Source organism: Mycolicibacterium sp. Y3 (assembly GCF_051188035.1).
Taxonomy (GTDB): domain Bacteria; phylum Actinomycetota; class Actinomycetes; order Mycobacteriales; family Mycobacteriaceae; genus Mycobacterium; species Mycobacterium fluoranthenivorans.
This window is the reverse complement of record NZ_JAVQLT010000001.1, coordinates 5,778,301-5,791,515: the sequence shown is the minus strand read 5'-3', so window position 1 is coordinate 5,791,515 and position 13,215 is coordinate 5,778,301. Positions and strand designations below refer to the sequence as shown.

The 13,215-nt window shown below is 67.2% G+C and carries 13 protein-coding genes; 8 read left to right on the top strand and 5 right to left on the bottom strand.

All coding sequences use genetic code 11. The annotated features are described in order from the left end of the window. Nucleotides 1-152 precede the first annotated feature (152 nt). Together groL and QN239_RS28380 are read left to right on the top strand one after the other, a co-directional pair. The gene (gene groL / locus QN239_RS28385; protein WP_090358955.1) at nt 153-1,778 is read left to right on the top strand and encodes a chaperonin GroEL; all 1,626 of its coding nucleotides are present in this window, start codon (nt 153-155) and stop codon (nt 1,776-1,778) included. A 154-nt stretch (nt 1,779-1,932) separates the two neighbouring features. Further along, nucleotides 1,933-2,766 (top strand): endonuclease domain-containing protein, encoded by an 834-nt coding sequence (locus tag QN239_RS28380; protein ID WP_499015401.1) that lies wholly within the window; start codon nt 1,933-1,935, stop codon nt 2,764-2,766. A 69-nt stretch (nt 2,767-2,835) separates the two neighbouring features. On the opposite strand, the gene QN239_RS28375 is transcribed toward QN239_RS28380, so the two are convergent. The 4 genes from QN239_RS28375 to QN239_RS28360 all read right to left on the bottom strand — a co-directional run bounded on the left by QN239_RS28375 (nt 2,836) and on the right by QN239_RS28360 (nt 7,462). Then, the gene (locus tag QN239_RS28375; protein ID WP_499015399.1) at nt 2,836-4,152 is read right to left on the bottom strand and encodes an MFS transporter; all 1,317 of its coding nucleotides are present in this window, start codon (nt 4,150-4,152) and stop codon (nt 2,836-2,838) included. Between the two features lie 75 nt (nt 4,153-4,227). Then, entirely contained in the window at nt 4,228-4,821 is a 594-nt protein-coding gene (locus QN239_RS28370) for a TetR/AcrR family transcriptional regulator (protein WP_499015396.1), read from the bottom strand. After that, nucleotides 4,818-5,669: an oxidoreductase gene (locus QN239_RS28365; RefSeq protein WP_499015394.1), complete on the bottom strand. Its 852-nt coding sequence runs from the start codon at nt 5,667-5,669 to the stop codon at nt 4,818-4,820. The genes QN239_RS28370 and QN239_RS28365 overlap by 4 nt, the downstream gene beginning before the upstream one ends. 56 nt (nt 5,670-5,725) lie before the next feature. Then, complete coding sequence (locus QN239_RS28360) at nt 5,726-7,462, bottom strand: N-acyl-D-amino-acid deacylase family protein (RefSeq protein WP_499015393.1); 1,737 nt, start codon at nt 7,460-7,462, stop codon at nt 5,726-5,728. 22 nt (nt 7,463-7,484) lie between these two features. Between QN239_RS28360 and QN239_RS28355 the strand changes: the two genes are divergently transcribed. The 6 genes from QN239_RS28355 to QN239_RS28330 are packed head-to-tail and all read left to right on the top strand — an operon-like array spanning nt 7,485 to nt 12,807. After that, nucleotides 7,485-7,862 (top strand): VOC family protein, encoded by a 378-nt coding sequence (locus tag QN239_RS28355; protein WP_090360447.1) that lies wholly within the window; start codon nt 7,485-7,487, stop codon nt 7,860-7,862. A gap of 37 nt (nt 7,863-7,899) precedes the next feature. After that, the gene (locus QN239_RS28350; protein WP_499015391.1) at nt 7,900-8,856 is read left to right on the top strand and encodes an SDR family NAD(P)-dependent oxidoreductase; all 957 of its coding nucleotides are present in this window, start codon (nt 7,900-7,902) and stop codon (nt 8,854-8,856) included. A 52-nt stretch (nt 8,857-8,908) separates the two neighbouring features. Beyond that, the gene (locus QN239_RS28345) at nt 8,909-9,433 is read left to right on the top strand and encodes a mycothiol transferase (protein ID WP_499015387.1); all 525 of its coding nucleotides are present in this window, start codon (nt 8,909-8,911) and stop codon (nt 9,431-9,433) included. Between the two features lie 53 nt (nt 9,434-9,486). Then, complete coding sequence (locus tag QN239_RS28340) at nt 9,487-10,998, top strand: aldehyde dehydrogenase family protein (protein ID WP_499015384.1); 1,512 nt, start codon at nt 9,487-9,489, stop codon at nt 10,996-10,998. A gap of 60 nt (nt 10,999-11,058) precedes the next feature. Next, the gene (gene ppk2, locus QN239_RS28335) at nt 11,059-11,916 is read left to right on the top strand and encodes a polyphosphate kinase 2 (RefSeq protein WP_499015381.1); all 858 of its coding nucleotides are present in this window, start codon (nt 11,059-11,061) and stop codon (nt 11,914-11,916) included. Nucleotides 11,917-11,949: 33 nt separating this feature from the next. Beyond that, nucleotides 11,950-12,807 carry a hypothetical protein gene (locus QN239_RS28330; RefSeq protein WP_499015377.1) on the top strand — a complete coding sequence of 286 codons (858 nt, stop codon included), beginning with the start codon at nt 11,950-11,952 and terminating at the stop codon, nt 12,805-12,807. On the opposite strand, the gene QN239_RS28325 is transcribed toward QN239_RS28330, so the two are convergent. Then, a complete protein-coding gene (locus QN239_RS28325) occupies nt 12,787-13,044 on the bottom strand; it encodes a hypothetical protein (RefSeq protein ID WP_167156505.1) in 258 nt (85 codons plus the stop codon). The genes QN239_RS28330 and QN239_RS28325 overlap by 21 nt on opposite strands. Between the last annotated feature and the right edge of the window lie 171 nt (nt 13,045-13,215).

The window sequence follows — 13,215 nt, the reverse complement described above, 5'->3', positions numbered from 1 at the left end:
CCATGGTCGAGTGCTAAGAACGTAGTTGGCACTCTCGATACGTGAGTGCTAGGTCGGGACGGTGAGGCTAGGGAGCACACCCCAGCCGTCCGTCGCGGGCACTGCGCCCGACCAACAGACGTGCAATTCCCAACCGGAGGAATCACTTCGCAATGGCCAAGACAATTGCGTATGACGAAGAGGCCCGTCGCGGCCTCGAGCGGGGCCTCAACGCCCTCGCCGACGCCGTAAAGGTGACGCTCGGCCCCAAGGGTCGCAACGTCGTCCTGGAGAAGAAGTGGGGCGCCCCCACGATCACCAACGATGGCGTGTCCATCGCCAAGGAGATCGAGCTTGAGGACCCGTACGAGAAGATCGGCGCCGAGCTGGTCAAAGAGGTCGCCAAGAAGACCGATGACGTCGCCGGCGACGGCACCACCACCGCCACCGTGCTGGCCCAGGCCCTGGTTCGCGAAGGTCTGCGCAACGTCGCGGCCGGCGCCAACCCGCTCGGCCTGAAGCGCGGTATCGAGAAGGCTGTCGAGGCTGTCACCGCTCGCCTGCTCTCGACCGCCAAAGAGGTCGAGACCAAGGAGCAGATCGCTGCCACCGCCGGCATCTCCGCCGGTGACCAGTCGATCGGTGACCTGATCGCCGAGGCTCTGGACAAGGTCGGCAACGAGGGTGTCATCACCGTCGAGGAGTCCAACACCTTCGGCCTGCAGCTGGAGCTCACCGAGGGCATGCGCTTCGACAAGGGCTACATCTCGGGTTACTTCGTGACCGACGCCGAGCGTCAGGAAGCGGTCCTCGAGGATCCCTACATCCTGCTGGTCTCCGGCAAGGTGTCGACGGTCAAGGATCTGCTCCCGCTGCTGGAGAAGGTCATCCAGTCCGGCAAGCCGCTGCTGATCATCGCCGAGGACGTCGAGGGCGAGGCCCTGTCGACCCTGGTCGTGAACAAGATCCGTGGCACCTTCAAGTCCGTCGCCGTCAAGGCCCCGGGCTTCGGTGACCGCCGCAAGGCCATGCTGCAGGACATCGCCATCCTCACCGGTGGCCAGGTCATCAGCGAAGAGGTCGGCCTCTCGCTGGAGACCGCCGATGTCGCACTGCTGGGCACCGCCCGCAAGGTCGTCATCACCAAGGACGAGACCACCATCGTCGAGGGCTCGGGCGACTCCGACGCCATCGCCGGCCGGGTGGCCCAGATCCGCGCCGAGATCGAGAACAGCGACTCCGACTACGACCGCGAGAAGCTGCAGGAGCGCCTGGCCAAGCTGGCCGGCGGTGTTGCGGTGATCAAGGCCGGAGCTGCCACCGAGGTGGAGCTCAAGGAGCGCAAGCACCGCATCGAGGACGCCGTCCGCAACGCGAAGGCTGCCGTCGAAGAGGGCATCGTCGCCGGTGGTGGCGTGGCTCTGCTGCAGTCGGCTCCGGCGCTCGACGAGCTCAAGCTCGAGGGTGACGAGGCCACCGGTGCCAACATCGTGCGCGTCGCGCTGTCGGCCCCGCTGAAGCAGATCGCCTTCAACGGTGGTCTGGAGCCGGGCGTCGTCGCCGAGAAGGTGTCGAACCTGCCCGACGGTCACGGCCTGAACGCCGCGACCAACGTGTACGAGGACCTGCTGGCCGCCGGCGTTGCCGACCCGGTCAAGGTCACCCGCTCGGCGCTGCAGAACGCGGCGTCCATCGCGGCGCTGTTCCTCACCACCGAGGCCGTCGTCGCCGATAAGCCGGAGAAGGCCGCCGCACCTGCTGGCGACCCGACCGGTGGCATGGGCGGTATGGACTTCTAAGTCCCTTCACGAGAAAAGCCCCGGTGCGCTCAGCGCGCCGGGGCTTTTTCGTTATCCCGGTTCGTTATCCCCAGTGTGGGATTCATGCACAGGTAGTCGCCGATTCCGGTGCGCAGGACCCACACTCGTCGGGGTGCGCGGCGACTGTTCGCACATGCAACCGTTCCTCGGCAGTGTCGCGATCCGCCGTGGTGCGCTCACCCGACGCGGGCTGGCGCGTGGCCACATCGCCCTCTACCGCGATGTGTACGTTCGGCGCGATATCGAGCTGACGGCACGGATCAGAGCGCAGGCGGCGTGGTTGTCTTCGGGTGCCACCCTGGCGGGTATCTCCGCCGCGGCGGTGCTCGGCACGAAGTGGCTCAACCCCAACATGCCTGCCGAGATCATCCGCGCGGACAGGCATGCGCAGGCGGGAATCGTCGTACACACCTGGCAGCTCGACGAGGACGAGACCTACCGAGCGGGCGGAGCGGAGTGCACCACACCTGCGCGTACGGCGTTCGATCTGGGTCGGCGCTATGCCGCGCAGGTAGCCGTTCCGGTGCTCGATGCGTTGATGAACGCGACGGGCGTGACACGCGACGAGGTGGCGGTCGTCCTCGACGCCCATCCCGGGTTTCGTGGGGTGGCCAACCTGCGAGCCGTGCTGGATCTCGTCGACGGTGGTGCCGAGTCGCCGCAGGAGAGCAGGCTTCGGCTGCTTGTGGTCGAGGCGGGACTGCCGCGTCCGGAAACCCAGATAGTGTTTCGCGATCTGCGAATCAGGGTCGACCTGGGGTGGCGCAAATGGAAGGTGGCGGTCGAATACGACGGCGTCCAGCATTGGTCCGACGCCCGGCAACGCTCCTGGGATATCGACCGGATCGCGCTACTCGAGGATGCTGGTTGGGCGGTGGTGCGCGTCAGCGCCGAGATGATGGCACGTCCGGACGTCATCGTGGCGCGGGTCCGCGCGAAGCTGCGGGCGGCGGAGTGCCCGATCTGACGAGTGCGGGTGCTGTGTACGCGAATTCGCCTTTCTGCGAACGCAGCACCCACACTCGCGCCGTCTTCCCTAGATATCGGCCAACGGCGTCGGCTTGAGCGCCAGCGTGGCGGCCACACTGATCACCGCAGTGCCGACCAGGTACGCGCACGCGATCCACGGTGCACCGCCCGCGGCACCGATCAGCGCGGTGAGGATCAGCGGGGTCAGGCCCGACGCGTACACCCCGGACAGCTGATACACCGTCGACAATCCGGTGTAGCGGATCCGAGCCGGGAACAAGGACGCGTACAGCGTTCCCTGCGCCCCGTAGAACAGGGCGTGGATGACCCCGAACACCACCAGCATGGCCACCGCGTACAGCGCGATGTCCCTGGTACCGAACAAGGCAAACACCGGGAACACGGCCACCCCATAGGCCGCGATGCCGGTGGCGTAGACGCGTTTGGCGCCGTACCTGTCGGTCAGCAGCCCCGAGACCGGAAGCAACGCGGCCATCAACAGTGCGGCCACCGTGACCGACACCAGCACCGGCACCTTCTCCAGCTTCAGCGTGCCGGTGGCGTAGGAGATGGCGAAGACGCCCCAGGTGTTGAAGGCCGCGCCCTCGCCCCAACGCGACAGCATGCCCAGCCCCGTCGAGCGCAGCACCGGCGGCTTGAACACCTCGCGCAGCGGCACGGCGGCGCGCTCGTCGCTATCGCGCACCTTCTCGAAAGCCGGTGTCTCACTGGCGCGTAGCCGTACCACGACACCGAACACCACCAACGCGATGCTGAGCAGGAACGCGATGCGCCAACCGTAGGCCAGGAACGCCGCATCCGAGAGCGTGGCTTGCAGAACGGCGAACACCCCGGTTCCCAGCGCCAACCCGAGGGCCAGCCCGATCTGAGGCACGCTGCCGAACAGGCCCCGCTTCTGGGTAGGACTGTGCTCGACGGCCAGCAGCACCGCGCCGGCCCATTCACCGCCGAGTGCGAAACCCTGCACGATGCGCAACAACAGCAGCAGGATCGGCGCCGCGATACCGATCTGCGCCGCCGTGGGCAGCAGGCCCATCAGCGCGGTGGCCCCGCCCATCAGGAACATCGTCAGCGCGAGGGTCTTCTTGCGGCCGATGCGGTCCCCGACGTGGCCGAACACGAACCCGCCGATGGGGCGCACCACGAAGCCGACCGCGAATGTCGCGAACGACAGCAGCGTGCCGACGAACGTCGTCTGGTCCGGGAAGAACGCATGGCTGAATACCAGGCTCGCCGCGGTGGCGTAGAGGAAGAAGTCGTACCACTCGATGGTGGTGCCGACCAGACTCGCCCACAGCGCGGTGCGCGCCGCAGGAGTGAGGGTCCGGCCCTGGTCGCCGGGGGCCGGTGCGGTGACAGTCACGGAAATCAATCAACCCACATGGCTGGGGCGGGTGAACAGATTTGGACACAGCGTGATTCGAAATGGCGCCGCGGCTCACGAGGCGGCGCGCAGCCATATCTCCGTGCAGGTCTTGCGTGCCTGTGTCAGGCGGGCGGGCGACACCCGGGAGGCTTGATAGAAATTGCGTTCGATCATCCAGCACAGTGCCTCGGCGATCGCCGACGACTGGTCGGGCCGCTTGCCGGCGGGCACGCCCATGTGCTCGAGGATGGCCGTGATCGCCCCGATGAAGATGTCGGCGGTCGCCTTCCACAGCTCGTCGAGCTGCGGGATGGTGGCGGCAAGGTCGATCGCGGTGCGCATGACGACACCGTGCTCGCGCCACAGGTCCTCGGTCCGCCTCATGGCGGTGTCGATCGCCTGCGCCCCGCGGGCGGCGTCTTCGGTTGCGGCGCGCGACTTCTCGTGCAGTACCGCGACGGTGCGAGCGAACAGGGCGGTGATGACCTCTTGTTTCGATCCGAAATAGAAGTAGAGCGCGCCTCGGGTGATGCCGGCACCGTCGGCTACGTCGGCGATCGTCATCGCGTCGTACCCGATGGTGCTCAGCAATTGTTCGGCCGCGTCCAGGATCGCGGCCTCGCGGAGGTCGCCCTTGCGTGGTTCGCCGGATCGCCGCCTGGTCAACTGGCCACGATCTGGTGTCCGTCGGCGAAATCGGTGCTGCGCGACAACGAGTCCCAGGCCGCGATATCGGCGTCGACGGCGTCCCGTCCGGCACGCACCAGTCGCAGTGCGTCGGATCCCAGCACGAGATGGCGGGGCGGCTCGGCGGCATCGACGATGGTCAGCATGGCCGCGGCCGCCTTTGCCGGATCGCCGAGCTGATTGCCGCTGGCCTGTTGCCGCGCGCGGCGGATCGGCTCGAACACCGCGTCGTAATCGTCGATGGCGCGCTCGGCGCGGACCATCGACCGACCCGCCCAATCCGTCCGGAACGACCCGGGTTCGATTGCGGTCACGTGGATCCCGAACCCCGCGACCTCCTTGCCGATGCTCTCCAGCAAGCCTTCGAGTGCGTACTTGCTGGCGCAATACGCCGAAAGTCCCGGCACCGTCATCAGTCCACCCATCGAGGTGACGGCGATGATGTGCCCGGCCCGCCGTTTCCGCATGTACGGCAGGACCGCCTGCACGGTGGCGGCAGCACCGAAGACGTTGGTCTCGAACTGCGCGCGCAGCTCCGACAGTGGCGTCTCCTCGAAGACGCCCTCCAATCCGTAACCTGCGTTGGCGATCACGACATCGATGGGTCCGATCGACGCCTCCACCTCGGCGACGGTGTCGACGACTGCCCCGTGGTCGGTGACGTCGACGATCCGGCCATGTGCGCCAGGGTGCAGGCTCTCGAAAGCGGCGAGGTCGGCGGACTTGCGTACCGTGCCGATCACGGTATGTCCGGCGTCCAGCGCCCCTTGCGCAAACGCGCGGCCGAGCCCGGTGCTGACTCCGGTGATGAAGAACGTCTTGGTCATGGCACCACAGTACGCGCTAATCGACACTCTGTCGATTATTGTATTCGTTGTGCAGATCAGGAGGGTGCCGGTTGCCGGCCGCGGATGAGCTTGCCCGGCAACGCATCGGTGGGCACACCCCGCTCGGCGATGATCTCGCCGGACACGATCGTGGCGACGTAGCCTTCCGCGGTCTGGTCGAGGCGGCGCCCGCCGGCGGGCAGGTCGTAGGCCACCGTCGGCTTGTGCAACCGCAGCGCGCCGTGGTCGATGACGTTGAGGTCGGCCTTGTAGCCGACGGCGATGCGGCCGCGGTCGGCCAGCCCGGCCACCCGGGCCGGCACGGTGGTCAGCTCCCGCACCGCGTCGGCGACACTGAGCCGACCGGTGGCCCGGTCCCGCGCCCAGTGCGTCAGCATGTAGGTGGGAAAGCTTGCATCGCAGATCATTCCGTAATGCGCTCCGCCGTCGCCGAGGCCGAGCACCACATCGTCGCGGCGCACCAGCTCCGCGACGGTGTCCAGCGAACCGTCGCGGAAGTTGGCCAACGTGATCAGCAGCATGGCGTGGCCGTCATCGTCGAGCAGCCGGTCGTATGCCTCCTCGGCGGGAGTGACCCCGCGGGCGGCGGCGCGCGCGGCGATACTGTCCGACCGGCTCGGTTCGTAGTTCGGCGGGTCGCCCAGCGGGAAGATCCAGTCGAACGCCTGCACGGCGAACATCAACGGATGGCCGTCGCTGCCCGGGGAGTCGTTCAGGATGCGTTCCCGCACTTCGGGTTTGCGCATCTCGGCGACACGTTCGGCCAGTGGCAGATGGGCGATCTCACGGTAACTCGGATACGTGATGAACGGATTGCCGGACAACTCGAGACCGATCACCAGGCCGATGGGTCGCGGGAAGATCTGCGCGGTGATCATCGGACCGTTCGCTCCGGCATTCTGATTGGCCTTCTCCACCATGCGCAGCGCATCCAGATGCAGTGCCGGTCCGGCATTGCCGATCGCCAGCGTGAACGTGACGGGCAGGCCGACATCGGCCGCCACGTCGAACACCGATTGCAGCGCCTGTTCGTAGTCGGCGGCCAACAGGTCGGGGACGAATTGGATCAGTCCGCCACCGGCGTCGTCCAGACCCCGCGCGATGGCCTCGATCTCGGCCTGGGCCGCGTCATAACTCGGAATCGGTTGCCCGCTCTCGGTTTTGTGGATGGTCAGCCGCGACGAGGCGAAACCGAGGGCGCCGACGTGCACCGCCTCGGCGGCGAGCTTGCGCATCTGGGACAGGTCTTCCGCGGTGGCGGGCTCACGGTCGACGCCGCGCTGACCCATCACGTACACCCGCAGCGGGGAGTGCGGCAGGAACGCGGCGACGTCGATGTCGCGTTGTCGCGACGCCACCGCGTCGAGGAATTCCGGGAAGGTCTCCCAAGTCCACGGCAGGCCGTCGACCATCACCACGCCGGGGATGTCCTCGACACCGGCCATCACGTCCACCAGCGTCTCGTGGTCCGCAGGCCGGCAGGGCGCGAAACCGACCCCGCAGTTGCCCATGACGGCCGTGGTGACGCCGTGCGAAGAGGACGGGGTCATCCGGTCCGACCAGATGGCCTGCCCGTCGTAGTGGGTGTGCAGGTCGACGAACCCCGGGGTGACCAGCAGACCGGTGGCGTCGATCTCCCGGGAGCCGCGGCCGGTGACGGACCCCACCGCGGTGATCACACCGCCGGTGACGGCGACATCGCCGCGGTACGGCTGCCGGCCCGATCCGTCGACGATGGTGCCGTTGCGGATCACGAGGTCGTGGATTGTCATACCTCGAACCTACGATGCCAGGATGATCGATCACCTGGGAATCAACTGTGCCGACTTCGCCAAGTCGCGGGAGTTCTACGACACCGTGCTCGGTGTCCTCGGTGTCACCCGGCAGATGGATGTCGAGGTGGCCATCGGCTACGGCCGCAACGGCAAACCCGATTTCTGGATCGCCGATATCAACGCCGGGGACGCCACCGGGCCCAACCGTGAGGTGCACGTGGCCTTCCAGGCCGCCGACGCCGAGGCCGTGCAGAAGTTCTACGACGCGGCCGTCGGCCTGGGCGCCGAATCGCTGCACGCGCCGCGGCTGTGGCCGGAGTACCACCCGGGTTACTTCGGTGCGTTCGTGCGCGATCCCGATGGCAACAACGTGGAAGCCGTTTTCCACGGGGCCTGACGGGAATCATTCCGCCGGGCGGCGGTTGGTACCGGGTATGAGCACACCGACCGTTGAAGCGCGCCTCACGACACCCTTCGGCTTCGACTCCACCGCGGCCGACGTGATCGCCGGGGTCGATCTGTCCGGTAAGACCGCGATCGTCACCGGCGCCTCGTCCGGCATCGGTGTGGAGACGGCGCGCGCCCTGGCCGGGGCCGGGGCCGCCGTCACCCTGGCGGTACGGGATGCGGACGCCACCGAGCCCATCGCCGAGGAGATCCGCCACAGCACGGGCAACGACGCCGTCTCGGTCTCGACGCTCGATCTGAGCCGGCCGGACAGTGTCGTGGCCTTCGCGACCGCCTGGACCGGGCCGTTGCACATCCTGGTCAATAACGCCGGGGTGATGGCCGTCCAGCACCTGACCCGCACCGAAGCCGGCCACGAGCTTCAGTTCGCGACCAACCACCTCGGGCATTTCGCCCTCGCGATCGGCCTGTACGACGCGCTGCGGCAGGCGGGCGGGGCGCGCATCGTCTCGGTGAGTTCGGCGGGGCATCTGCGTTCGCCGGTGGTGTTCGACGATATCGACTACGCGTTTCGCGAGTACGACCCGTTCGGCGCGTACGGGCAGAGCAAGACCGCGAACGTGCTGTTCGCCGTCGAAGCGAGCCGGCGCTGGGCCGGGGACGGGATCACCGCCAACGCGCTGATGCCCGGCGGGATCGCCACCGCGCTGCAGCGGCACCTCCCGCTCGGCTACAACGACGAGGCCCGGGAGCAGTTCCGCCAGGCGGGCTCCCGGTTCAAGAGCGTCGAACAGGGCGCGGCCACCTCGGTGCTGCTGGCCGCCTCGCCGTTGCTCGACGGGGTCGGTGGCCGGTACTTCGAAGACTGCAATGAGGCCGTCGTCGTCGAGTCTCGCGACGGGGGGATCGGCGGAGTGGCGCCCTACGCGCTGGATCCGGAGAACGCCGAGCGGCTGTGGGACGTGTCGTTGGCGATGCTGTGATCGGGTGCTGTGATCGGGGTTGTCGTCGGTGGCCGCGGGTAGCGTCGGGACCGTGGCCGAATCCGATATCACCGCCGCCCGTGAACTGCTGAGAGACTCCTTCACCCGACTCATCGAGCATGTCGATGAGCTGACGGGCGACCTCACCGAGGAGCTGTCCTCGTGGCGCCCGACGCCCGAGGCCAACAGCATCGCCTGGCTCATCTGGCACAGTGCGCGCTGCCAGGATCTGCAGCTGTGCGATATCGCCGGTGCTGAGCAGGTGTGGACACGCGACGGATGGCGTGAGCGGTTCGCGCTCGACCTGCCGGCCAACGACATCGGCTACGGGCACACGCCCGACGACGTCGGGAAGGTGCAGGCGCCCACCGCACTGCTGGCGGGCTACTACCACGCGGTGCACAAGGTCACCCTGGAGTACATCGCCTCGGTCACCGATGAGGAGCTGGCCCGCATCGTCGACGAGCGCTGGACCCCGCCGGTCACCGCGAGCGCGCGGTTGGTCAGCATCATCGACGACTGCGCCCAGCACCTCGGGCAGGCGGCGTATGTGCGAGGTATCGCGCCGCGAAGTTGACAGGTGTCAACCCCGGTGCGAGCTACGTCACACGTGCGGTTTAGCATGGCTCTATGACTGCCACTGCAGACCGTTCTGATATCGCGACCATCGTCAGTCCCGCCACGGGTGCCGTGGCCGGCGAGGTGCGCTGGACCGCTCCCGCTGACGTCCCGCGGATCGCTGCCGGGCTCCGCGAGGCGCAGCGCGAATGGGAGGCCCGGGGCGCGAAAGGCCGCGCCAAGGTGCTGGCCCGCTATGCCGTCTGGCTGGGCGACCACCGTGACGAGATCGAGAAGCTGCTGATCGCCGAGACCGGCAAGTCGGCAACGGACGCCGCTCAGGAGGTGCCGCTGCTGATCATGATCCTGTCGTACTACATCAAGGCGGTGGAGAAGGCGATGGCGCCGGAGACCCGGCCGGCCCCGCTGCCCTTCCTCTCGATCAAGAAGATCGAGGTGCACTACCGGCCCCGGGCGGTCGTCGGCATCATCGCCCCGTGGAACTACCCGGTGGCCAACGCCTTGATGGACGCCATCGGCGCGCTCGCCGCCGGCTGCTCGGTACTGCTCAAACCGTCCGAGCGCACGCCGCTGACCGCCGAGGTGCTGCTGCGCGGCTGGTTGGATTGCGGGGCTCCGGAAGTATTGGCCCTGGCCCAGGGTGCGCGGGAGGTGTCCGAGGCCGTCATCGACAACTCCGACTACATCCAGTTCACCGGCTCCAGCGCCACCGGCGTCAAGGTCATGGAGCGGGCCGCGCGCCGGCTCACGCCGGTCAGCCTGGAACTCGGCGGCAAAGACCCGATGCTGGTACTCGAGGATGCCGATATCGAGTTGGCGGCCAACGCCGCGGTCTGGGGCGCGATGTTCAACGCCGGTCAGACCTGTGTGTCGGTCGAGCGGGTGTACGTCCTGGAGCCGGCCTATGACCAGTTCGTCGCGGCCGTGGTGAAGGCGGTCGAGAACCTGAAGATGGGTGCGGGTGAGGGCTATGACTTCGGCGCGCTGATCGACGAGTCGCAGGTCGCGGTGACCGCGCGGCACGTCGATGACGCCCTGGCCAAGGGCGCGAAGGCGCTGACCGGTGGTAAGCGCACTGAAGGTGCGGGCAGCTTCTACCCGCCGACCGTGCTGGTCGATGTCGACCACTCGATGGCGTGTATGACCGAGGAGACCTTCGGCCCGACGCTGCCCATCATGAAGGTGTCCTCGGTGGGTGAGGCGGTCCGACTGGCCAACGACAGCCCCTACGGGCTGAGTGCGGCGGTGTTCTCCAAGGATGTCGACCGGGCCAAGGATGTTGCGCTGCAACTGGATTGCGGTGCCGTCAACATCAACGACGTCATCTCCAACCTGATGTGCACGACGGCCCCGATGGGCGGCTGGAAGACCTCGGGGATCGGTGCGCGGTTCGGCGGTGTCGACGGGGTGCGCAAGTTCTGCCGGCAGGAGACGGTGGTGGCGCCGCGGCTGAGCGTGGGTGCCGGCGGCAACTACTACAACAACTCGCTCAAGGCGCTGGCCCGGATGAACAAGATGATGACCAAGCTGGCGCTGGCGCGTCCGAAGCGCGAGGCCAAGTAGCTCACCTTCTGTTCACCTGGGCGACACCGGCTGGTACGTCCGGCTCGATAACTTCGTCCGGTGACTGTGGACCTGTCCTGCTACGCCGTCCGTGACGATGACGACGACGATCCCGAATTGTTGCTGATGCCCGGTGGCGATGTCGTCGACACCTGGCGTGAGGGCTACCCGTACGACGAGCGGATGAAGCGCAGCGAGTACGAGGAGCAGAAGCGGCTGCTGCAGATCGAACTGCTCAAGCTGCAGAAGTGGAGCCAGTCCAACGGCCTTCGGCACGTCATCGTGTTCGAGGGGCGCGACGCCGCAGGCAAGGGTGGCACCATCAAGCGGTTCATGGAGCACCTCAACCCCCGCGGCGCCCGGGTGGTGGCACTGGAGAAGCCGACCGAGAAGGAACGCACCCAGTGGTATTTCCAGCGCTACGTCAACCATCTGCCCGCAGCCGGTGAGATCGTGCTGTTCGACCGGTCCTGGTACAACCGGGCCGGGGTCGAACGGGTGATGGGCTACTGCACGCCCAAGCAGCACGCCGAGTTCATCCGGCAGGCCCCGCTGTTCGAGCAGATGCTGGCCAATGACGGCATCAGCCTGACCAAACTGTGGTTCTCGGTGACCCAGAACGAACAGCGCACCAGGTTCACCATCCGTCAGGTCGATCCGGTCCGCCAGTGGAAACTCTCGCCCACCGACTTGGCATCGCTGGACAAATGGGACGGCTACACGGCGGCCAAAGAAGACATGTTCGCCTGGACCGACACCGAGATCGCGCCGTGGACCGTCGTGAAAAGCAACGACAAGAAACGCGCCAGGATCAACGCGATGCGCTACGTCCTGGGTAAGTTCAACTACGACAACAAGGACCATGAGGTGGTCGGCCAGGCCGACCCGTTGATCGTGGGGCGCGCACTCAGCGACTAGCGCTGATGAGGCGTCCCTCGTGAGGAGGACGCCGTGCGGTTTCTGCTGGCGGCCTTGCTGTGGCTGATCACCACGGCGCTGCTGGTGGTGACGGTACCGGCGTTGTGGGCGCAGCACACGATCGTGGACCGGGACGGATACACGGCGTTTGCCGCGGCGGCGGCCAAGGATCCGGCGCTGCAACAGGCGATGGCGTCGGAGCTGGGCAGCCAGCTCAAGAATCTGGCCAGCGGTACCGGCTACGACGTGGGAACCGACGTGCTCAGTCGCGGTGCCGGTATCTACACCGCCAGTTCGGCGTTCCCCGGGCAGTTCGCACAGGTCAACGGCCTCGCGCATGACTGGTTGTTCACCGACCGGGTTTCGCGTTCGGATGCGACGGGCCGGTGGGTGGTCGACATATCGCCGATGTTGGCGGACAGCTCCTTCCGCGAGACGCTGACCTCGTTCGGTATCGCGCCGCCCTCGAAGCTGGAGGTGCCGCTCACCGAACAGGTGTCGGAGCATCTGCGGCCCGGGCAGTTGCGCCTGGTCGCGGTCTGGGGCCCGTGGGCGAGTGTCGGGGCGGCGGTGCTGACCGGCGTGTTCGCCCTGTTGACGCTGGCGGCGGCCCGCGCGCGTGGCAAAGCCTTTGCCGCACTGGGGATTTCGGCCCTGCTGGTGGGTGCTGCGGGGTGGGTGGGTATCGAGATCGGCCGGCGCTACGTCGATGACGCGCTGAACCGCACCTCCGGGGATGTGCACGCGATCGCCGATGTGATGGTCGACCACGCGGTGGGCAGTATGCACATGTGGCTCAACCTCACGCTGACCGTGGGCGGCGGCCTGGTGATCATCGGGGTGATCGTGGCGCTGCTGAGTGGATTGGGTTCACGGCGTGATGAGGTGTGACCGGTCCGAGCGCCGTTCCTGCGCCAATCGTTCTTGATTGACCCAGTTCTGGGTGAGCCCCAGCGCGATGAGAACGTCTGCGGCGGTGATGAACAGGCCGATGAAGTACATCCACTTCATGCCGGGATCCCGCGGGACGGTGAAGAAGATGACCAGAAAGATCGGCCCGACGATGCCGAAGACGAACGTCATGCCCTGAAACACCAGATAGCGGCGGAGCACGGTGAGCGGTGTCATCGGCGTCAGCATAACGGCGCGGTGTCGGATCCGGCACTGGCTGCGGGACGCGGCTGGCACGTCACCGTCGAGGGCAGTCCCTCGATGGGGCAGAGCTCGCGGATCGCCAGTGCCGCCCGGTGGCCTGCTGTTATGGCAAAGTCGCGTCACCCGGGCCGGTAGGGATTCCTT